This is a genomic window from Caulobacter sp. SRI_008 (genome assembly GCF_057586355.1).
This window is the reverse complement of sequence record NZ_JBYCZS010000012.1, coordinates 60,529-80,653: the sequence shown is the minus strand read 5'-3', so window position 1 is coordinate 80,653 and position 20,125 is coordinate 60,529. Positions and strand designations below refer to the sequence as shown.

Annotated in this window: 16 protein-coding genes; 13 read left to right on the top strand and 3 right to left on the bottom strand. The window is 69.2% G+C overall.

The window, feature by feature from the left end:
* Positions 1-9 precede the first annotated feature (9 nt).
* The 4 genes from AC2YHT_RS12585 (at position 10) to AC2YHT_RS12570 (ending at position 3,000) form a co-directional block, all read left to right on the top strand.
* Positions 10-744 carry a hypothetical protein gene (locus tag AC2YHT_RS12585; protein WP_487290136.1) on the top strand — a complete coding sequence of 245 codons (735 nt, stop codon included), beginning with the start codon at positions 10-12 and terminating at the stop codon, positions 742-744.
* A 132-nt stretch (positions 745-876) separates the two neighbouring features.
* Entirely contained in the window at positions 877-1,776 is a 900-nt protein-coding gene (locus AC2YHT_RS12580) for a WecB/TagA/CpsF family glycosyltransferase (protein ID WP_487290135.1), read from the top strand.
* Between the two features lie 23 nt (positions 1,777-1,799).
* Positions 1,800-2,015 (top strand): hypothetical protein, encoded by a 216-nt coding sequence (locus AC2YHT_RS12575; protein WP_487290134.1) that lies wholly within the window; start codon positions 1,800-1,802, stop codon positions 2,013-2,015.
* A gap of 97 nt (positions 2,016-2,112) precedes the next feature.
* The gene (locus AC2YHT_RS12570; RefSeq protein WP_487290133.1) at positions 2,113-3,000 is read left to right on the top strand and encodes an SDR family NAD(P)-dependent oxidoreductase; all 888 of its coding nucleotides are present in this window, start codon (positions 2,113-2,115) and stop codon (positions 2,998-3,000) included.
* Positions 3,001-3,004: 4 nt separating this feature from the next.
* Here AC2YHT_RS12570 and AC2YHT_RS12565 read toward each other — a convergent pair whose 3' ends face one another.
* Positions 3,005-4,318: a UDP-glucose dehydrogenase family protein gene (locus AC2YHT_RS12565; protein WP_487290132.1), complete on the bottom strand. Its 1,314-nt coding sequence runs from the start codon at positions 4,316-4,318 to the stop codon at positions 3,005-3,007.
* A gap of 656 nt (positions 4,319-4,974) precedes the next feature.
* On the opposite strand from AC2YHT_RS12565, the gene AC2YHT_RS12560 reads away from it, so the two are divergent.
* The 4 genes from AC2YHT_RS12560 to AC2YHT_RS12545 all read left to right on the top strand — a co-directional run bounded on the left by AC2YHT_RS12560 (position 4,975) and on the right by AC2YHT_RS12545 (position 11,177).
* On the top strand, positions 4,975-5,514 hold the full coding sequence (locus tag AC2YHT_RS12560) for a hypothetical protein (protein ID WP_487290131.1): 540 nt from the start codon (positions 4,975-4,977) through the stop codon (positions 5,512-5,514).
* Positions 5,515-5,628: 114 nt separating this feature from the next.
* Positions 5,629-6,903: an outer membrane beta-barrel protein gene (locus AC2YHT_RS12555; protein ID WP_487290130.1), complete on the top strand. Its 1,275-nt coding sequence runs from the start codon at positions 5,629-5,631 to the stop codon at positions 6,901-6,903.
* Between the two features lie 166 nt (positions 6,904-7,069).
* Positions 7,070-9,292, top strand: coding sequence for a GumC family protein (locus tag AC2YHT_RS12550; protein ID WP_487290129.1), 2,223 nt, complete (start codon positions 7,070-7,072; stop codon positions 9,290-9,292).
* Positions 9,282-11,177, top strand: a complete 1,896-nt coding sequence (locus tag AC2YHT_RS12545) for an O-antigen ligase family protein (RefSeq protein WP_487290128.1) — start codon at positions 9,282-9,284, stop codon at positions 11,175-11,177. The genes AC2YHT_RS12550 and AC2YHT_RS12545 overlap by 11 nt, the downstream gene beginning before the upstream one ends.
* Positions 11,178-11,223: 46 nt before the next feature.
* Here the strand turns inward: AC2YHT_RS12545 and AC2YHT_RS12540 are convergent, their stop codons facing one another.
* Complete coding sequence (locus AC2YHT_RS12540; protein WP_487290127.1) at positions 11,224-11,373, bottom strand: hypothetical protein; 150 nt, start codon at positions 11,371-11,373, stop codon at positions 11,224-11,226.
* A 242-nt stretch (positions 11,374-11,615) separates the two neighbouring features.
* Between AC2YHT_RS12540 and pssZ the strand changes: the two genes are divergently transcribed.
* On the top strand, positions 11,616-12,242 hold the full coding sequence (gene pssZ / locus AC2YHT_RS12535) for an exopolysaccharide biosynthesis protein PssZ (RefSeq protein WP_487290219.1): 627 nt from the start codon (positions 11,616-11,618) through the stop codon (positions 12,240-12,242).
* A gap of 112 nt (positions 12,243-12,354) precedes the next feature.
* On the opposite strand, the gene AC2YHT_RS12530 is transcribed toward pssZ, so the two are convergent.
* On the bottom strand, positions 12,355-13,206 hold the full coding sequence (locus AC2YHT_RS12530; RefSeq protein ID WP_487290126.1) for a transglutaminase-like cysteine peptidase: 852 nt from the start codon (positions 13,204-13,206) through the stop codon (positions 12,355-12,357).
* 250 nt (positions 13,207-13,456) lie between these two features.
* On the opposite strand from AC2YHT_RS12530, the gene AC2YHT_RS12525 reads away from it, so the two are divergent.
* The 4 genes from AC2YHT_RS12525 to AC2YHT_RS12510 all read left to right on the top strand — a co-directional run bounded on the left by AC2YHT_RS12525 (position 13,457) and on the right by AC2YHT_RS12510 (position 19,926).
* Positions 13,457-14,254 (top strand): metallophosphoesterase family protein, encoded by a 798-nt coding sequence (locus tag AC2YHT_RS12525; RefSeq protein WP_487290125.1) that lies wholly within the window; start codon positions 13,457-13,459, stop codon positions 14,252-14,254.
* 67 nt (positions 14,255-14,321) lie between these two features.
* Positions 14,322-14,918 (top strand): polysaccharide biosynthesis/export family protein, encoded by a 597-nt coding sequence (locus AC2YHT_RS12520; RefSeq protein ID WP_487290124.1) that lies wholly within the window; start codon positions 14,322-14,324, stop codon positions 14,916-14,918.
* Positions 14,919-15,087: 169 nt separating this feature from the next.
* Positions 15,088-17,520: a bifunctional diguanylate cyclase/phosphodiesterase gene (locus tag AC2YHT_RS12515; RefSeq protein ID WP_487290123.1), complete on the top strand. Its 2,433-nt coding sequence runs from the start codon at positions 15,088-15,090 to the stop codon at positions 17,518-17,520.
* A gap of 93 nt (positions 17,521-17,613) precedes the next feature.
* Positions 17,614-19,926 (top strand): hybrid sensor histidine kinase/response regulator, encoded by a 2,313-nt coding sequence (locus tag AC2YHT_RS12510; RefSeq protein ID WP_487290122.1) that lies wholly within the window; start codon positions 17,614-17,616, stop codon positions 19,924-19,926.
* Positions 19,927-20,125: the final 199 nt, after the last annotated feature.

The following is a 20,125-nucleotide window of genomic DNA, read 5'->3' as shown; positions in this document are numbered from 1 at the left end:
GGGCTTTCGATGCTGGGTATGTTTGTCGCCGCGGCGCTGGCCGTGGCCGGACCGCCGCCGGGCGGGGTGCTGCCGGCCGAGCAGGCCGCCTATGACGCCATGGTCGTCGAGCAGACGAAGGTCGCCGACGCCCGCTTCAACGGCTCGCGCTGCGACGACGCCCAGGTCGAGGTGGTGTCGGTCAGGCCGTGGAAGATCGCCGACCACCCGGACATGATCGTCTGGCGCGTGAAGGCGCGGATCACCGGCTGTGGCCGGACCTCGGTCGAGAACCTGAACATCGGCCGTTTCGAGGCAAGCCCGCCCTGGCGGATGGCCGCCGGCCTGCCCGGCGACAGCCTCGCCGAGATGGATATGCAGGAAGACCTCTATCGGGCGGCTGTCGCCGAGGTCCACAAGGGTCTCGACGCCGGTTGCGAGACCCGTCTGGCCGACGTCTATGTCGCGGCGAAACCGGGCGACCTGTCGGTGGCGCTTCCCGGCGCCAAGAGGCCGGAACCCAGCAAGGGGCGTCCGGGGGTCGTGTTGCCGGAGAGCCTGCTGCCCTATGTCGACGAGCTCGACCTCAAGGGCGCCTGGGTGGAGGTCTGGCCGTTCCAGGTCTGCGGCAAGGATCGGACCCTGGGCGTGACGTTGCTGCCGGCGAAGGACCGGCGCGGGGCGCTGCCGATGTTCATGCCGATCTGGATCGAGGTCGAGGCGCATGGACCCGGCGCCCGTCCGCCGCGCGTGCCGATCGATTGACGAGGTCGTGTCGTCCCATAATGAAACAGCAGTAAAATCATACGGTTAAATCTCGCTAAGGACGTCCTTTAGCGAAGCGGTTAGGTCACCTGAGCTATTGCTGCTCTTCGAATAGTCGGAGGCGGGGTTCAGATGTTCCTTCCTGCTCGCGACGCGTATCCTCTGGAGGCGCGCCGCCCGTTTCGCATGAACCGGCGTCCCGAAGAGCGCGTGAAGGTGCTCGGGGGCGAGATGGATCTCGTGCGCCCCGAGGAGGTCTTCCACTTCGTGGCGGGCCGGATCTCGGCCGGCAAGGGCGCGGTCGTCGCCAACCACAACCTGCACAGCCTTTATCTGATCCAGAAGGATCAGCAGGTCGTCGACTTCTTCAAGTCGGCCGACCTGATCGAGGTCGATTCCGTGCCGCTGATCTTCTGGGCCCGCATCGTGGGCCGGGCCAGCCGTCGCTTCCACCGCTGCACCTATCTCGACTGGCGCAACGACTTCTGGGCGCGCGCCACCAAGGAAAACTGGAAGGTGTTCTTCGTCGGCGGCGCCCCGGGCGTGGCCGAGGCGGCGCTGGACAACATCCGCCGCGACTGGCCGACGGCCCAGGTCGAGAGCCACCAGGGCTATTTCGACGTCACCGACGGCAGCCTCGAGAACGAGACGGTGGTCGAGAAGATCCGGGCCTACAAGCCCGACGTCCTGCTGGTCGGCATGGGCATGCCGCGCCAGGAGAAGTGGCTGCTGGAGAACCACAAGAAGCTCGACCCCTGCGTCGGCTTCACGGTCGGCGGCGCCTTCGACTACGAGGCCGGCGTGCAGCTGGCCGCGCCGCGCTGGATGGGCCAGGTGGGCATGGAGTGGCTGTTCCGGCTGATGGCCGATCCGCAGCGCCTGTTCACCCGCTACTGCGTCGAGCCGTGGCATCTGTTCGGTCCGGCCATGGTCGACGCCAAGAACGCCCTTGCGCGGCAGCTGAAGCCGGGCAAAAAGAAAAACGAAGTGTCGCCCGAGGCGTATCGACGGGCGCCGGCGCTCAAGCCTTGAATTCTGAAGTCCGTGGGGGACCTATGGGTTTGAAGATCGACAAGCCGCGCCGCCGCGCGATCGAACAGCCGAACGCCTGGCAGCGCGTCTGCGCCGCCTTCGGTCTGGCCGGACTCGTGCTGGCCTGGGTGGTGATGCTGGTTCCGTGCGCCCTGTGGCTGGTCTTCAGCCTGGTGACGCGACGGCCGGCCGTCGGGCGGCCGTTTCCGAACCGGGTCTTCGGTTCGCCCGCCAACTGACGCTGGGTAAGACTGGCCGCGCGCGGCCGGCCATTCCATGATCCTCCCGCGCTGAGCGGCCCGCCTCCAGAGGCCGCGAGCCAAGGGAGGAAGCCGCATGGGCGGACGTCTGGACGGCAAGGTCGCCGTCATCACCGGAGCCAGCTCGGGCATAGGCCTGGGGGCCGTGGAACTGTTCGTCGCGCAGGGCGCCCGCGTCATCGCCGCCGACCTGCAGGTCGAGAAGGGCGAGATCCTCGAAAAACGCTTTCCCGACGCCGTGCGCTTCGCCCGCTGCGACGTCACGGCCGAGGCCGACATCGCCGCGGCGATCGATCTGGCGACGCAGGCCTTCGGCGGGCTCGATATCCTGTTCAACAACGCCGGCCACGGCGGCGCGCCGCACGGCGCGGCCGAGATCACCGGCGAGGCCTGGGACGCCACCTTCGCCGTGCTGCTGCGCGGTCCGGCGCTGGGCATGAAGCACGCCGTGCCGGCCATGCTGGCGCGGGGCGGCGGCTCGATCATCAACACCGCCTCGATCGCCGGCCTGCAGGCGGGCTTCGGGCCGCTGGCCTATTCCTCGGCCAAGGCGGCGGTGATCCACATGAGCCGCTGCGCGGCGGCCGAGCTGTCGCCGCTGGGTATCCGGGTCAACGCGCTGTGCCCCGGCCTGATCGCCACCTCGATCTTCGGCGCCTCGATCGGCCTGCCGCGCGACGTCGCCGACCGGATGGCCGCCCGCGTCGCCGAGATCGGCCCGAAGATCCAGCCGATCGCCAAGGCCGGCCTGCCCGACGACATCGCCCGCGCCGCCCTCTACCTGGCCAGCGACGACGCCGCCTTCGTCACCGGCACGCACCTGGTGGTCGACGGCGGCATCACCATCGGTCCGCGCAGCAGCTGGGATACGCGCACCCCCTCGCCGATCCTCGCCGCCATGGGCGTCTCGCCCGAGCAGGCGCAGGCGATGAAGGCGGCGCTGATCGCGGGCGAGGGCGGGTAGGGGCCTACTTCGCCCCGCGCCCCACCGAAGCGTAGGTGAAGCCGGCCCGCACCATCTCGGCGGGCTTGTAGATGTTGCGCAGGTCGACGACGACCGGGGCGGCCAGCAGGCCCTTGAGGCGGACAAGGTCGAGGGCGCGGAACTGGTCCCACTCGGTGAGGATCAGCAGCACGTCGGCGCCCTGGGCGGCCTCGTAGGGACCGCCGACGAACTCGACGCCGGGCAGCAGGTGCTCGGCCTCATGACGGCCTTCGGGGTCGAAGGCGCGAACCTTGGCGCCCCTGGCCTGCAGGGCCGGCAGGATGTCGAGGCTGGGAGCGTCGCGCATGTCGTCGGTGTTGGGCTTGAAGGTCACGCCCAGCACCCCGACGGTCTTGCCCGACAGGTCCTCGGCGCCCAGCACGGCGGCGACCTTGTCGGCCATGGCCTTCTTGCGGGCGGTGTTGACCTCGACCGTGGTCTCGATCAGCCGGGTCGGCGCGCCGTAGTCGGCGGCGGTCTTGACCAGGGCGATGGTGTCCTTGGGGAAGCACGAGCCGCCGTAGCCGGGGCCGGCGTTGAGGAACTTGCTCCCGATGCGCTTGTCCAGGCCGATGCCCTTGGCCACCTGCTGCACGTCGGCCCCGACCTTTTCACACAGGTCGGCCATCTCGTTGATGAAGGTGATCTTCATGGCGAGGAAGGCGTTGGCGGCGTACTTGATCAGCTCGCTGGTGCGGCGGCCGGTGAAGATGATCGGGGTCTCGTTGAGGCTCAGCGGGCGATAGAGCTCGCGCATCACCGCCTGGGCCCGCTCGTCCTCGGTGCCCACGACCACGCGGTCGGGACGCTTGAAGTCCTCGATGGCCGCGCCCTCGCGCAGGAACTCGGGGTTCGACACCACGGCGAACTGGGCGTTCGGGGCCACGCGCTTGACGATGGCCTCGACCTCGTCGCCGGTGCCGACCGGCACGGTCGACTTGTTGACGATCACCGTGAAGCCGTCGATCAGGCCGGCGATCTCTTCAGCCGCGGCGTAGACGTAGGAGAGGTCGGCATGGCCGTCGCCGCGACGGGTGGGCGTGCCCACGGCGATGAACACCGCGTCGGCGTCCTTGATCGCCTGGGCGCCTTCCAGGGTGAACGACAGCCGGCCTTCGCGCACGTTGCGGGCGACCAGATCGTCCAGGCCCGGCTCGAAGATCGGAATTTCCCCGGCCAGCAGCCGCGAAATCTTGCGCGGATCCTTGTCGATGCACGTCACCACGTGACCGAAGTCCGCAAAACACGCCCCAGACACCAGGCCCACATAGCCCGTGCCAATCATCGCTACGCGCATCGAAACCTCTTCGCTCGGATCGGGCCGGACGCTCGCCGCCCCGAGACGAGGAGGATGGCGCGGGGGAGGTCAGGCTTCGCCTCCATGCGCCGCGCGAGCGTGCGGTGCAATACGGCAACGCGCTTTCCACGCAAGGAGGACGGACAAACGGTCACGTTCGGACTATAAGGGTCTATCGCCTTGGGGTTGCATCGTGCTCGTCGCCGTCGCCGTCATTATCTTTCTCGTCGGACTATTGATCTGGCCCAGCATCGAGCGGCCCGTGGTGCGAGGATTGCGCCGCATGGCGCGTCGACGGCGCTGAGTGCTCTATCCGTGAACGGCTGGATATTGAACTGGCGACAATTCGTTCCGCGTCTTGATCACAAACTCGACTCTATGGTCGAGCTTGATGCTCTCCAGGCGAGTCGATGAGTCGCCGCGGGAAATATTCGCCTTTCAGGATATAGAACCGATGGTTCTCGGGTTTCATGCCCGCGTCACAGGCATGGCCTAAGAATTGATCCTGTCAGAAGCAGGTCGCTCAGGGATTGTTGCGCATCTGTGCAGAATGCGCATCTACGGGCGGTCAATTAACCTAACGCCGGGATTTAGGGCTGGTAATGGCCCGCGGTTGCGGCCTATAGGAAAACGCGCATTACTAATGGGGGTAAACCATGTCATCGCGTTTCGCCAAGGCCGCCGCGCTGGGCCTGGTTATCACCGTCGCGCCGCTCGCTTCGATCGCTGCCTCCCTGCAGGCGCCGACCACGGCCGCTGAACCGGCTCCGCCGACCGCTGAAGATCTCCAGCAGGTGATCGCCGACGCGGCGACCGCCGCCGCCGCCGATCCCGGCTACGCCGCTCTCGACGACGCCGGCAAGCAAGCCGCCGTCAAGACCGCGATCACCGCCGCCCTCGCCAAGTCCGGCGCCTCCCCGGCCGTGATCGTCGCCGCCCTGACCAAGGCCGCCGCCAGCGGCCTGATCACCGGGACCATGGCCGTCGACGTGGCCTCGGCCGTCTCGCCGGAGCTGGGCGCCCAGGTGGCCGCCGCCACCGGCGCGACCGGCACCGTCACCGCGGCGACCGACGGCGGCGACTCCGTCACCGTGCTGTCGAGCCTCGACGGCGCCGCGGCCGGCGGCGACGCCGGCACGCCCGGCGCCCAGTACGACGCCTGCGCCGGCGTCATCGCCGACTATTGCGGCACCTGATCGCCGTCTAGAACTTCGGCGCTCTTCGCGCCCTCGGGTTTCGTCGGCGAGCCCTTTTGTTTGTGTCGGGTTTCCGAAAAGACGGCCTGATGGCCGTCGAAGTGGGGATGGATAATGAAAATTCTGGCTTCAGCCGCGGTCGCGGCCGTGCTCGTCGCGGCTGCGCCGCAGGTGGCGGCTGCGCAAGACGCCGCCACCAGCTTCAAGCGCGACAAGCACGTCAGCGTGCGCCAGCGTCCGCGCCCTGACTACGAGGCCGCCGGCGTTCGCCTGGGCGGGTTTCTGGCCTATCCTCGGCTGACGGTCGAAGCCGAGCGCGACGACAACATCTACGCCGTCGCCACCGGCGAGACGAGCGACACCATCTGGCGCGTGAAGCCGGAACTGGCGCTGCGTTCGGACTGGTCGCGCCATGCCCTGGGCGCCTTCGCCTCGGCCTCGGTGAACCGCTATTCGGACCACGACACCGAAAACAACGAGGAATACACCCTCGGCGTCAACGGTCGCCTGGACGTGGTGCGCGGCTCGAACATCTCCGGTTCGCTGCAGTACCAACAGCTGATCGAGCCGCGCTCCGCGCCGGAATCGCCCACGGCCTCGCTGGCCCCGATCGAGTACTCGCTCGTCACGGCCACCTTGAAGGGCGTCAAGGAATTCAACCGCCTGCGCATCACCGGCGACCTGAACAGCCGCTCGTTCGATTATGAGGACGGCCGTCTGGCGGTGACCGGCGGCGGCACGACCGCCCTGGACCAGGACTTCCGCGATCGCGACCAGATCCGCTATGGCGTCAAGGCCGACTACGCGATCAGCCCCGACACCGCCTTCTACGTCTCGCTGACCGGCGACTCGCGTCGCTACGACGTCACCAAGACCCGCGACTCCGACGGCTACAACCTGGCCGCGGGTGTCGACTTCGAACTGGCCCAGGCCGTTCGCGGCCAGGTCGACGCCGGTTATATGAAGCAGACCTACGACAACTTCGCCGGCGGCAGCCGCGACGTCGGCGGCTTCAGCACCAAGACCAAGGTCGAGTGGTTCCCGACCGAACTGACCACGGTCACCTTCAACGCCTCGCGCAACATCGAGGAAGCCGTGGTCGCGGCCTCGCAGGGCTACGTGTCGACCAACAGCTCGGTCGCCGTCGACCACGAGCTGCTGCGCAACGTGCTGCTGTCGGGCCAGGCCAGCTTCGGCAAGGACGACTACGACGGCATCGATCGCGCCGATAAGCGCACCGGCGGCAAGCTGTCGGCCGCCTATCTGATGAACCGCCGCGTCGGCGTCTTCCTGACCTACACCTACGCCAAGACCAAGTCCGACGGCGTCGACAAGTCCAAGAGCTTCACCGACAACAAGCTGGCGGCATCGCTCGCCCTGCAGTTCTAGGACCCGACGGCCGAAAATTTGAGCGGCCGGCGCGTTTGGAATGTTTGAATTGGAGCCGGTTAATCCATTGCCGAGGTTTTCTTCGGTAATGGACGAGCTCCAGGCCTGAAATAGGTCACGGTCCTCCGCTAGGCGGGGGACCATTCGGCCAGTTGAAGAGTGCATCATGGACGGCTCGACCTTCGAGACCCAAACCGCTCCGGCGTCCGACGTCGGAGGCCCTGCGTTCGATCTCAACGTCATCATCGCCGTCTTCCGGCGGCGGCTGCGGCTGTTCGCGGCGGTGGCGCTGGCGGTGTTCGTGGCGGTGGTGCTCTACACCCTGCAGCAGACGCCGACCTACTCGACCTCGGCCCAGGTGATGCTGGACGTGCGTCAGGAGCAGGTCACGCCCGACATGAGCGCGGTGCTCTCGGGCCTGCCGGCCGACAGCGCCGTGGTCGACACCGAGGTCGAGGTGCTGCGCTCGCGCTCGCTGGCCGACCGCGTGGTCCAGAAGCTGAAGCTCGAACAGGACCCCTACTTCAATCCTAGCCTGGCCGGCGCCAAGGGCGTGCGCGCCTGGCTGCCCTTCCTGAAGAAGGCCGTCACCCCGGCCGAGAAGGTCAGCGACATCGAGGCCCAGCGTCGGCGCGAGCGCGTCGTCGATCGCGTGCTGAGCGGCCTGGCCGTCAAGCGCTCGGGCGTCACCTACCTGATCTCGGTCCAGTACACCCATCCCGATCCGGCCCAGGCGGCCAAGCTGGCCAACGCCTTCGCCGACCTCTACCTGACCGAGCAGCTGGAGGCGAAGTTCGACGCCACCCGGCAGGCCAACGACTGGCTGAACACCCGCGTCGCCGACCTGCGCGGCGAGCTGCAGCAGGCCGAGGCCGACGTCCAGCAGTACAAGATCGCCAACAACCTGATGAGCGCCCAGGGCGCGACCCTGACCGAGCAGGAGATCTCGGGCCTGAACCAGCAACTGGCCGGCGCCCGCGCCGAGCAGGCCGAGACCGACGCCCGCCTCAGCATCGCCCGCAGCCAGCTGGCCCGCGGCAGCACCGGCGAGGACGTCGGCGAGTCGCTGAACTCGCCGGTCGTGCAGCAGCTGCGCAAGCAGCGCGCCGAGAAGAGCGCCGCCGTGGCCGACCTGTCGGGCCGCTACGGCGACCGTCACCCCGACCTGCTGAAGGCCCGCCGCGAACTGACCGACATCGACGGGCAGATCCAGGCCGAGATCAAGCGCATCATCTCCAACCTCGAGGCCCAGGCCCAGGTCGCCCGCCAGCGCACCGGCTCGATGGCCGGCAGCGTCGGCGCCGCCCGCGGGGCCCTGGCCGGCAACAACCGCGCCGGCATCCGCTTGGGCGAGCTGGAGCGCAAGGCCGACTCCGTCCGCACGCTGTATGAATCCCTGCTGGCCCGCTTCAAGCAGACCTCGGCCCAGCAAGGCATCGAGCAGCCCGACGCCCGCGTGGTGTCGCGCGCCACCATCCCGACCAAGCCCAGCGCGCCCAAGCCGTCGCTGAACCTGATGGTCGGCCTGGTCGCCGCCCTGGCCGCTGGCGTCGGCGCCATCATCCTGGCCGAGATCCTGATGGCCGGCCTGTTCACCGAGGACGAGGTCGAGCGCCGCCTGGGCGTCTCCTACCTGGGCTCGGTGCCGCTGCTCAGCTCCACCCTGGACGACGCCCGCGCCGTCCGGGGCCTGACGCCGCCGGACTACCTGCTCAACAAGCCGCTCTCCAGCTTCGCCGAAAGCCTGCGCAAGCTGCGCGCGGCGATCCTGTTCTCCAAGGTCGGCGAGGCGGTGAAGGTGATCGCGGTCACCTCGTCGCTGCCGGGCGAGGGCAAGACCACCACCACCTTCTCGCTGGGCCGCACGCTGGCCGCCTCGGGCGCCAATGTCGTCGTCGTCGACTGCGACCTGCGCCAGGGCGCGATCAACCGCTTCCTGCCCACGGCCCCGACCGTGGGCCTGATCGAGGTGCTGAACGGCGCGGCGACCCTGGACGAAGCCCTGGTCTCCGACGTCAGCGGCGCCAAGGTGCTGCCGCTGATGAAGTCGGCCTACACGCCGCGCGACGTCTTCGGTTCGGCCGCCTTCCAGCGCCTGCTGGCCGAGCTGCGCCAGCGTTTCGACGTGGTGCTGCTCGACACCGCCCCGCTGCTGGCCATCGCCGACACCCGCATCCTGGCGCCGCACGCCGACGCCGTGGTCATGCTGGCCCGCTGGAAGCGCACCCCGGTCAAGGCCATCACCTCGGCCCTGTCGCTGCTGCAAGGCCGCGGCGTGTTCCTGGCCGGCGTGGCCCTGACCCAGATGGATCTGAAGGCGCAGTCCCGCTACGGCTACGGCGACGCCGGCTACTATTACAAGAGCTACCGAAAGTACTATGCCGACTGACGCGGGGCGGACCCGGCGGCTTGCGGGGTCCGAAACCGCCGCCTGTCTGGTCCTGACGGGCCTGGTGTTCGCCGCCGTCCTGGCCTTCGGGGCCAGCGAGCTGGCGGTGGCGGCCGGCTTCTCGGCGCTCTACGCCCTGTTCCTCGTCGGCCTGCTGGCCAGCTGCGGCTGGGCGCGTCGAGACCTCGCCCGCCTCGGCGGATGGCTGGTCCCGGGCGTGCTGGCCGCCCTGCTGCTGGCCGCCGTCCTCTGGCCGCTGACCCCCTGGACCCCCGACGGCGCCCACCCGGTCTGGTCCTACGTTCCCAAAGCCTTCGCCGCCACCACGCTGGACCGGTCGGCCGTGCTGCTGAACGTCGTCAACCTGCTGGGCCTCTTCTGCCTCTACGTTTCGGCGCGGGTGATCGGGGCGTCGCAGACGCGCGGTCGCCGCCTGCTGTTCTGTCTGCTGGCCGCCGTGGCGATCTACGCCGCCGGGTCTCTGGCGCAGTACGTCTCGGTGCGCGGCCTGGGTCGGATGCGCGCCACCCTGCTGGGACCCAACAGCGCCGCCACCGTCTTCGCCGCCGCCCTGGTCATGGCCGTGGCCGCCCTGGCCGCGCGGCTGCGCCGGGGCGGGGCGCGCATGCTGCGCCAGGGCGATCCGCGGGCCGTCAGCATGGCGAGCCTGAGCGCGCTGCTGCTGGTCTGCCTGCTGATGACCGCCTCGCGCGGCGGCCTGGTCGCGGCGGTCTTCGGCGTCGGCCTGTTCGTCGCCTGGGAGCTGTTCTCCGGCCGCGGCGCCTCGCGCAAGGCCGCGGTGTTCTACGCCCTGGTCGCCCTGCTCGTGGCGGGGGTGCTGGTGTTCAATGGCGCGGGCCTGGTGCTCGAGCGCTTCGGCATGGCCCAGCAGCATCTCGACGTCCGGGCCCAGATCGTCGAGCCGCACTGGCGCGCCTTCCTGGCCGCGCCGTGGTTCGGCTACGGCCTGGGATCGTTCCCGACCGTCAACCAGCTGGTCGTCACCCAGGACAGCCTGCCGGCGCTCTACAACGTCCGCGCGGTGCACAATCTCTATGTCCAGTGGCTGGAAGAGGCCGGCGTGGTCGGCGCAGCGCTGATGGCGGCCCTGTTCCTGGAGCGCCTGGCCCCGATCGGCCGCGCGGCCCTGGGCTCGGACGGCGTCTCGGTCTGGTCGCGGGGCGCGATCTGCGCCGTGGCGGTGTTCCTGGTGCATGGCCTCAGCGACTTCGCCCTGCAGACGCCGGCCATCCAGGCCTTGGCCGTGGTTGGTTTCGGCGTGGTCGGCGGCATGGCCTCCGGGCGCCGCGAGGCGCGCGCCGCGCCCAGTTCGCGGCCCGCGCGCCTGATGCTGGCCGGAGCGATCGCCTGTTGTCTCGTGGCCATCGGCGCGGCCGCGCCGCTGCTGGCCGTCAAGCTGGACGGCGATCTTTCGGCTTGGCCGACGGCCTCGGCCGAGGTCCTGGCCTCGCGGATCGAGCGCGGCCTGTCGCATGGCGCGCCGTCGCGGGAAGAGCTGGCGAAGCTGGATGGTCTCAGCGACCGCGAACTGGCCCTGCGGCCGGGATCCGGCTCGGCCTGGCTGCGGCGGGCGGCGGTGGACGCGGCGGCCGGGCGCGACAAGGCCGCGGCCCAGGCGCTGGAGCGGTCGTATCTGGTGGCGCCGCTGCAGACGAGCCTGTTCCGCGCGCGGACGGTCTTCGCCTTCGAGCGCTGGGACCGGCTGACGCCGGCGGCCCGCGAGCAGGCGCTCTATCATCTGGGGGCGGAGTGGCGCCTGAGGCGCAAGCCCAAGCCGCTCATCGCCCTGGCCAACAGCCTCCGCAACCCGGCGGGCCGGGTGGGCATGGCGCTGCAGCTTACGGCGCTGGGCGTTCGGCCCTGATCTAGGCGCGTCGCGCCGTCAGGGCCTGAAGGTCAGGTTCAGAGGATCAGAACAGCAGGCGGACGGCTTCGACCGCCGCGTACCACATGCCGGCCGAAACGATGGCCGCCAGGCCCCAGCCGATGGCGCGCGGCAGGCGGCGCGGCGCCGGGATCGTCTGGGCGAGGCTGTTCAGCGAGAGATTGACGTGCGGCATGGAACCCGAAGTCCTACGCGCAGGCCCTCCCTACGCGACTACAGCCTAGTTCGCTGACCCTAAAGCCTGCGTGAAGGAACAGGGTTTACGCAATGTCACTATATTTATGGTTAAGTATCAGTTTCCGCGCGACGTCGTCGAAGAGTTGCATTAGGTAGTTAGACACGAAGTGGGGCGGGCTTCGTTTTGTGTGTGGTGGGATAGGGGGTTGCGCTGTGAGCGGAAGCTCGAACACCGAAATCATGGGCGACGTCCAGTCGGAGATTCTTCCGCGCGTGGCTGTCGACCCCGGCAAGCGTGTGATCGACGTCGTCGTTTCAGGCCTTGCACTGATCTTTTTCGCGCCCGTGCTTCTGCTCGCGGCGCTATTGATCAAACTTGAATCTCCTGGACCAATCCTGTTCCGCCAGACGCGGGGCGGGCTGAACGGTCGCACCTTCACGATCTTCAAACTGCGCTCGATGCGCTGCGAGGAGAATGGCGACAAGGTCGTCCAGGCCAAGCGCGACGACGACCGCATCACCAAGATCGGCAAGATCCTGCGCACCACCAGCATCGACGAGCTGCCGCAGCTGCTCAACGTGCTCAAGGGCGACATGTCGCTGGTCGGTCCGCGTCCGCACGCCATGGCGCACGACGCCTATTACGGCGCGCTGATCTCGACCTATCACATGCGCTTCCAGGCCAAGCCGGGTCTTACCGGTCTGGCCCAAATCCGCGGCCTGCGCGGCGGCACCACCGACGTCGAGGCCATGGCCGCCCGCGTGAAGGCCGACATCGCCTATATCGACGGCTGGTCGCTGTTCAGCGACATCCGCATCATCCTGCTGACCGTGCCGCACCTGCTGCTGGCCGAGAACGCCTACTAGGCTTCAGCCGGAAGGCGCCTAACCAAAGGGCGCCGCACCAAGATTAAAGGCCTCGCTCCGGGATCCGGAGCGAGGCCTTTCTCTTTGGGCTGAGATCCGGGAGGGCCGGGGCTCAGCTCACCGAGACCCAGGCCGACGAGCCGGCCACTTGGCGCTCGATCCAGCGATAGTTCAGTTCGCTCCAGGGCGTGGCCCAGGGCGTCAGGTTGTCGAGGACCCAGTCGCCCTGCTCGAAGGCGACCAGCAGCACGGCGTGGCTTTCGCCGCGGGCGGTGACCGCGACGGCCATCGAAAGGGCCGAGGCCGGCACGCCCGCCTCGATCAGGCGGCGGCGCTTCTCCAGCGCGTAGTCTTCGCAGTCGCCGTACATCTTGCCGTCGATGACCTTCGGCAGCGACCAATACTCGGCCAGGCCGTAGAGATCGAAGTCGTCGGCCTTGCGGACCTCGCGGTTCACCTGGCGATTGATCTCGTTGATCAGCTTCATCTGGTCTCGGGTCAGGCGGGCCAGGCCGTCGACGTCCGAAGCCAGCGTCACGCCGGCCGGCTGGGCGGAGGCGGCGGTCGTCGCCAGCAGGGCGGCCAGGGTCTGGTCCAGCGAGCTCAGGCGAATGTTAACGTCCGGGCGCACGGCGCGCAGGACTTCGATGGTCTGGACGGAAGTATCTTCGTCTTCTTCTACAGCCGAGACGGACAGCGGCGCCGAGCCCCAGGTCAGGCGGCGCTCGCCGATCGACGAGGTGTTGATGGCGGCGGAATTGGCGTCGGCGGCCAGGGCGGCGACCTCCTGCGGCGGCGCGATGCAGCTCGCCTGATCCCGCTGGCACAAGGCTTTGAAGCCCGGAGGGGCCGCGGCCGGGGCGCCATGCGGCATGAAGGCCGGCGGCGCGGCCATGGCGGGCGCGGCGGCGATCATCGCGCTCAGAGCGACGGCGGCGGATCCAAGAAATGCGGAGATCTTCATGGTGGTCTCGCGAAGTTCGTGAGTCCATCCTGCGATCTTCCATTGAATATCGGATCAAAATGCTTGGTGTTTTAACGAATAAGCGATCTAGTTTATTTGGTATTATTGATAATCGTATCTGAATATTTACGGTGAAATTGGCGTGCAAATTCTCGGTGTATTTCGTGTTAACAATGGCGTGCGGCGACAGTTGCCGCCCGCAAGCGGCTGAGGCAGTTTGAAGCCTCGTTTTCCGTCATCATCAGAGCTCATGGTTTTCCGCTTCCTGCGTTCCAAGTCCGCGTCGAAGGCCAAGGCCGCCAGCACCGGCGGGCGGGTGGTCTACGCCGTGGGCGACGTCCACGGCCGCCTCGACCTGCTCGACGACCTGCTCGACGCCGTGGCCGCCGACTTCGCGGGCCTGGGCCGCCAGGACCGGCCGGTGCTGGTGTTCGTCGGCGACTACATCGACCGCGGCGCGGACTCGGCCGGGGTGATCGACCGGGTCGAGGCGCTGAAGGCGGTGTCCGGCGGCGCCTCCGGCTTCGAGGTGCGGACCCTTATGGGCAACCACGAGCAGACCCTGCTGCAGTTCCTCGACGATCCCGAGGGCGGGCCGGTGTGGGCCGAGTTCGGCGGCGGCGAGACCCTGGCCTCCTACGGCGTCGCCCGCCCGGCCGGCCGCGATCCCGAGGCCTGGCGCGCGGCGCAGGAGCAGTTCCAGCGCAACCTGCCCAGCCGCCACCTGGCCTTCCTGCGCCAGCTTGAGCTTTCAGCCCTCTATGGCGACTACCTGTTCGTCCACGCCGGCGTGCGGCCGGGCCGCTCCCTGGCCGAGCAGGACCCGCAGGACCTGCTGTGGATCCGCGGCGACTTCCTGCATCAGCCCCACGGCCTGGGCCTGGTGGTCGTGCATGGCCACACCCCTGACGAGGAGCCCTTCGTCGGGCCGCACCGCATCAATGTCGACACCGGAGCCTACGCCACGGGCGTTCTGACCGCCGTACGCCTGGGCGAAGGACCGCCTTCGATGCTGCAAGCGCGAAAACGTCGCGCGGTGCCGGCGTGATGCTTGTGGCTGTCCTTCGCCCATGCCATGAGACCGGCGAGGGATGCAGCCAAGAGACGTGACCAGCATGATTACCGTTCGGCGCTTCATTCGGGCGGCTTCGCTTTGCCTGGCCCTCGCCGCGATCGCTCCGGCCGCCCAAGCCCAAGGCGTTCCGCCCGCGCCGCAGGCCAGCGCACCGATCACCGCCGACCAGGCCGCTGGCCTCGACTACCAGCTGGGCTCGGGCGACAAGGTCCGGGTCACGGTCTTCGGCGAGCCGTCGCTGTCGGGCGAGTTTTACGTCACCGGTTCGGGCAAGCTGTCCCTGCCGCTGGTCGGCGAGGTCAAGGCCGAGGGCCTCAGCGTCCGCCAGTTCCAGGACACGGTCGAGACGGCCCTGCGCGACGGCTACCTGAAGGAGCCGCGCGTCAGCGTCGAGGTCCTGAACTTCCGTCCGTTCTACATCCTGGGCGAAGTCACCAAGCCGGGCACCTATCCCTATACTTCGGGCCTGACCGTCCAGAACGCCGTGGCCACCGCCGGCGGCTACACCTACCGCGCCGACAAGGCCAAGGTGTTCATCAAGCACGACGGCGAGGAGAAAGAGACCAAGGTCGAACTCACCCCCTCGACCAAGGTCGGCCCGGGCGACACCGTCCGTATCGGCGAACGCTTCTTCTAAGAAACACCGCGTGGGCGCGGTATATTTCGTGCAATCGAGCGGATTAAGGTTCGATTCACTACGAAATGCGGCGATGGGCCGCGCCTACGACTACCTGGCCGCGTATTAGAAACCATTTTTTTGTATCTTTCCGCACAGAGTGGCCTCGTACCACTCTGGGGGAACGCCTTTGTTGAAGGTTCTGACCTGCCTCACCGGGCAGCATGACTTCAGGCTCGTGCTTGTCGCCGGCCTCGTCTGCTTCGCCGCGTGTTTCACGGCGTTCCGTCTTTTCTCGCGCCTGCGCGGGGCCCGCGGCCTGGTCCGCGGCGCCTGGCTGCTGCTCACCGGCCTCGTCGCCGGCTCGGGCGTCTGGGCCACCCACTTCATCGGCATGGTCGCCTACGACCCGGGCCTGAAGACGGGCTACAGCCCGGCCGGCACTCTGCTGTCGCTGATGATCGCCGTGCTGTTCATGGCCGCCGGCTTCGCCGTGGCCTCGGCCGAGCGCACCCGCACCAACGACTGCGCCGGCGGCCTGCTGCTGGGCCTGGGCATCGGGGCGATGCACTACACCGGCATGTCGGCCTTCGTGACCCAGGGCTATGTGGTCTGGGAACAGGCCACGGTGGCCGTGTCGGTGCTGATCGGCGTCGCGTTCTCGGCCGGCGCCCTGGTGCTGGGCGGCCGCGCCCGCACGCTGCCCAAGCAGCTGATCGGCGGCGGCATTTTGACCCTGGGCGTCTGCGGTCTGCACTTCACCGGCATGGGCGCGGTCACCATCATGCCCGACCCCAGCGTCATCGTGCCCGAACAGCTGCTGTCGGGCGCCGTGCTGACCCTAGCCGTCACCTCGATCACCGGCCTGATCATCCTGGGCGGCCTGGGCGCGGTGACCATCGAGTCCTCGACCAGCCGTTCGGCCCTCGACCGCATCCGCCGCCTGGCCAACGCCGCCTACGAAGGCATCGTCGTGGTCCAGGACGGCCGCATCAACGACGCCAACGCCGCCTTCTGCGAACTGGCCGGCGCCTCGCTGGATGAACTGGTCGGCAAGCCGCTCTACAACGCCATGCTGACCTTCGACGGCAAGGAATCCTCTCGCGAGGGCGTGCGCCGCGAAGGCCTGCTTCAGCCGCCCGAAGGCGGCCGCGCCATTCCGGTCGAGGTGTTCTCGCGCCTGATGGACGACGGCGCCCGCACCGAGACCTCGGGCCTCACCGTGCTGGCCATTCGCGACCTGCGCGAGCGCCGCTCGGCCGAGGAGAAGATCCGCTATCTCGCCGAACACGACGGCCTGACCGGCCTGCCCAACCGCAACTCGCTGCAGGTGCGCCTGGCGGCCGCGCTCGAGCGCGTCGAGGCCTCGGGCGAGAGCCTGGGCCTGGTCTGCATCGACCTCGACCACTTCAAGGAAGCCAACGACCTGCACGGCCACCTAGCGGGCGACGCCCTACTGGTCGAGGCCGCGCGCCGTCTCCAGGAGTCGGTCACCGCCCCGTCCTTCGCCGCGCGCCTGGGCGGCGATGAGTTCATCATCGTGCAGATCGCCGCCGGCGACCAGCCGACCGCCGCCGCCGAACTGGCCGGCCACGTGCTGGAACAGCTGTCGCTGCCCACCGTCTACGAAGGCCAGGACCTGGCCATGGGCGCGAGCCTGGGCGTGTCGCTGTTCCCCGACGACGGCCGCACCGCCGAGGCCCTGCTGGCCAACGCCGACATGGCCCTCTACCGCGCCAAGGAAAGCGGCCGCGGCGTCTATCGCTTCTTCAAGCGCGAGATGGACGAGACCATCCGCGAGCGCCGCACCCTGGCCCGCGAGCTGCGCCAGGCCATCACCGACGAGGAGCTGGTGGTGTTCTACCAGCCGCTGGCCCGCGCCGCCGACGGCGAGGTCTGCGGCTTCGAGGCCCTGGTCCGCTGGAAGCACCCGGTGCGCGGCATGGTCCCGCCGCTCGACTTCATCCCGGTGGCCGAGGAGAACGGCCTGATCACCCAGCTGGGCGAGTGGGTCCTGCGCCGCGCCTGCGCCGACGCCGCCAGCTGGGACCGCCCGCTGCGCATCGCCGTCAACCTGTCGCCGCTGCAGCTGAACCAGCCCAACCTGCCCACCCTGGTGCACGAGGTGCTGATCGCCACCGGCCTGTCGCCCTCGCGACTGGAGCTGGAGATCACCGAAAGCGCCCTGTTCAAGGACTACCAGCGCGCGCTCGACAACCTGCGCCGCCTGAAGGCCCTGGGCGTGCGCATCGCCATGGACGACTTCGGCACCGGCTTCTCGTCGCTCTCGACCCTGCAGTCGTTCCCGTTCGACAAGATCAAGATCGACAAGAGCTTCGTCGAGAACATCCACCGCCACGACCGCGCCACCGTCATCGTGCGCGCCGTGCTGGGCCTGGGCCGCAGTCTGGAGATCCCGGTCGTGGCCGAGGGCGTCGAGACCCAGGAGCAGATCGACTTCCTGCGCGGCGAGGCCTGCGCCGAGCTGCAGGGCTACGCCATCGGCCGTCCGGGTCCGCTCGACAGCCTGTCGGCCTGGACCCTGGCCAGCGCAGCGGCCGTGTTCGAGCCCCTTCCTGAAGCCGCCAAGGCTCCGAAGGTGAAGGTTCGCGGCGCGGCCTGATCCGCCGGAACCTTCACCGCTGAGGGGCGTTAGCTCCAGCGCCCTCCTCGGGGGTGCCCTCCCCGGGGTGTAAGTGTGATCTAGGGCGGCGGCATGGGCCAATTTCTGAGCCGGACGGCGATCCGTTTCGCCTCGTCCGTCGATCGGCCGATCCTTCGGCTGTGCCTCGTGGTCCTGGCCGTGGGGCTGGCGGCCGCGGCGCGCGTCGGCGCCGTCGCCCTGACCAACCATCCGAGCAATTTCCCGCCGTTCTTCGTGGCGGTGATGCTGGCCGCCCTGGTCGGCGGCCTGTGGGGCGGTCTGCTGGCGGTCGGGGCCAGCGCCCTGCTGGTCAAGCTGCTGTGGATGGGACCGCTGGACGCCGTCGAGGCCGCCCAGCTGGCGACCTTTGCCGTGAGCGCGGGCCTGATCGTGCTGTTCGTCGCGGCCCTGCGGCTGGCGGTGCGCAACGGCTTCGCGGCCGAGGAGCGGTTCCGCATCGCCCAGGAGGCCTCGCTCGACGCCTTCGTCATCCTCGAACCGCTTCGCCGCGGCGGCCAGATCGTCGACTTCCGCTGGACCTACGCCAACCCCGCCGCCCAGGCCATGCGGCCCAAGGGGATCTCCACCCTGACCGGCCGCCGGGTGCGCGACGTCTTTCGCGACGACACCGGCGAGCAGATGCTCGCGCGCCTGACGCGGCTGCTCGACGAGGGCGGTCCCGACGACCTGGAGCTGATGCGGGTGATCGACGGCGAGCCGCGCTGGGTGCGCTCGTCGGGCGTGCGGATCAGCGAGGGGCTGGCCATCACCTTCCGCGACGTGACCCGCGAGCGCCAGGCCGCCGCCGCCCTGCGCACCAGCGAGGAGCAGTTCCGGGGCGTGGCCAACGCCGCCCCGGTGATGATCTGGATCTCCGACGTCGGCGGCGACTGCGTCTGGTTCAACGACGCCTGGCTGAAGTTCACCGGCCGCTCGCTGGAGGAGGAGACAGGCAGGGGCTGGGCGCACGGCGTCCATGCCGACGACCTGGGTCCCGCCGAGGCCGAGGTGCTGGCCGCCACCAAGCTGCGCCAGCCGTTCCGCGCCGCCTTCCGGCTGAAGCGCGCCGACGGCGCCTGGCGCTGGATCAGCAGCGCCGGCGCCCCGCGCCACGACGCCTACGGCCAGTTCCAGGGCTATATCGGCAGCTGCTTCGACAATACCGAGGTGGTCGAGACCACCCTTGAGCTCGAGGCCCGCGTGGTCGAGCGCACCGCCGCCCTGGAGGCCAGCATCGCCGAGCGCGCCAAGGCCGAGGCGGCGCTCGCCCAGGCCCAGCGGCTGGAGACGGTCGGCCGCCTGACCGGCGGGGTTGCCCACGACTTCAACAACCTGCTGACCGTCATGGTCGGCGGGCTGGACATGATCCTCAAGAAGCCCGGCGACGTCGCCCGCGTGCAGCGGCTGGGCGAGGCGGCCCTGGCCGCCGGCCAGCGCGGCGAGCGCCTGACCCGCCAGCTGCTGGCCTTCTCGCGCAGCCAGGAACTCAAGCTGGAGGTCGTCGACATCGCCGGCCTGATCCTGCAGGTCGAGCCCCTGGTCCGCCGCGCGGCCGGCGACGCCAAGACCCTGGTGGTCGAGGCCGATCCGCAGGCCGGCGCCAGCCGCGTCGACGCCGCCCAGTTCGAGGCGGCCCTGCTCAACCTCGTCGTCAACGCCGTCGACGCCACCCCCGACGCCGGGACGATCACCGTCTCGGTCACGGCCGAGGCCTTGGTCGAGGGGCAGGCGGGCGAGGCCCCCGCCGGCGACTATGTGCGGGTCGCCGTCACCGACACCGGCCATGGCATGTCGCCAGAGGTGCTGGGCCGGGTGTTCGAGCCGTTCTTCACCACCAAGGAGGTCGGCAAGGGCACGGGTCTGGGCCTGGCCCAGGTCTACGGCTTCGTGCGCCAGTGCGGCGGGGCGGTGACCATCGACAGCCAGGAGGGCCGTGGCACGACCGTGTCGCTGCACCTGCCGGCCGCCGCGCCCGAGGCGGCGGGGGCGATCGTCGTCGAGGTCGGTCCGGAGGCCGATCTGTCGGGCGTGCGCGTGCTGCTGGTCGAGGACGACGCCAGCGTCCGGGCCATCACCGAGGGCGCGCTTTCGGAAATGGGCTGCATCGTCGTGGTCGCCGAGCACGGCCACGCGGCCCTGGCGCGCCTGGAGGCCGAGCCGCCGTTCGACGTGCTGTTGTCGGATCTGGTCATGCCCGGCGGCGTCAGCGGCGTCGAACTGGCCCGCATCGCCGTCCAGCGCGACCCCGACATGGCCGTGCTGCTGACCACCGGCTACGCCGGCGACCGCCTGGCCGCCGCCCTGGAGGACTCGCCGTGGCCGGTCTTGCGCAAGCCGTTCCGCATCGAGCAGCTGCGAAGCGCGCTGGCCGAAGCCATCCGCTGATCCCTCTCCCCTTGCGGGAGAGGGTGGCCTCCCGGAGGGAGGTCGGGTGAGGGGTCTCTCAAACATGAAACGCCGCGACAGCCGATCAGCCGTCGCGGCGTTTTTCGTGGGTGCGACCCCTCATCCATCGACTTCGTCGACACCTTCTCCCGCAAGGGGAGAAGGAAAACGCCAAGGAACCTCCCCCTGTGGGGGAGGC

What these genes read in the sequence shown, in the direction of transcription:
- AC2YHT_RS12585 (WP_487290136.1), top strand. Translation starts at nt 10, where the DNA reads ATGCTGGGTATGTTTGTCGCCGCGGCGCTGGCCGTGGCCGGACCGCCG.
- AC2YHT_RS12580 (WP_487290135.1), top strand. Translation starts at nt 877, where the DNA reads ATGTTCCTTCCTGCTCGCGACGCGTATCCTCTGGAGGCGCGCCGCCCG.
- AC2YHT_RS12575 (WP_487290134.1), top strand. Translation starts at nt 1,800, where the DNA reads ATGGGTTTGAAGATCGACAAGCCGCGCCGCCGCGCGATCGAACAGCCG.
- AC2YHT_RS12570 (WP_487290133.1), top strand. Translation starts at nt 2,113, where the DNA reads ATGGGCGGACGTCTGGACGGCAAGGTCGCCGTCATCACCGGAGCCAGC.
- AC2YHT_RS12565 (WP_487290132.1), bottom strand. Translation starts at nt 4,318, where the DNA reads ATGCGCGTAGCGATGATTGGCACGGGCTATGTGGGCCTGGTGTCTGGG.
- AC2YHT_RS12560 (WP_487290131.1), top strand. Translation starts at nt 4,975, where the DNA reads ATGTCATCGCGTTTCGCCAAGGCCGCCGCGCTGGGCCTGGTTATCACC.
- AC2YHT_RS12555 (WP_487290130.1), top strand. Translation starts at nt 5,629, where the DNA reads ATGAAAATTCTGGCTTCAGCCGCGGTCGCGGCCGTGCTCGTCGCGGCT.
- AC2YHT_RS12550 (WP_487290129.1), top strand. Translation starts at nt 7,070, where the DNA reads ATGGACGGCTCGACCTTCGAGACCCAAACCGCTCCGGCGTCCGACGTC.
- AC2YHT_RS12545 (WP_487290128.1), top strand. Translation starts at nt 9,282, where the DNA reads ATGCCGACTGACGCGGGGCGGACCCGGCGGCTTGCGGGGTCCGAAACC.
- AC2YHT_RS12540 (WP_487290127.1), bottom strand. Translation starts at nt 11,373, where the DNA reads ATGCCGCACGTCAATCTCTCGCTGAACAGCCTCGCCCAGACGATCCCG.
- pssZ (WP_487290219.1), top strand. Translation starts at nt 11,616, where the DNA reads ATGGGCGACGTCCAGTCGGAGATTCTTCCGCGCGTGGCTGTCGACCCC.
- AC2YHT_RS12530 (WP_487290126.1), bottom strand. Translation starts at nt 13,206, where the DNA reads ATGAAGATCTCCGCATTTCTTGGATCCGCCGCCGTCGCTCTGAGCGCG.
- AC2YHT_RS12525 (WP_487290125.1), top strand. Translation starts at nt 13,457, where the DNA reads ATGGTTTTCCGCTTCCTGCGTTCCAAGTCCGCGTCGAAGGCCAAGGCC.
- AC2YHT_RS12520 (WP_487290124.1), top strand. Translation starts at nt 14,322, where the DNA reads ATGATTACCGTTCGGCGCTTCATTCGGGCGGCTTCGCTTTGCCTGGCC.
- AC2YHT_RS12510 (WP_487290122.1), top strand. Translation starts at nt 17,614, where the DNA reads ATGGGCCAATTTCTGAGCCGGACGGCGATCCGTTTCGCCTCGTCCGTC.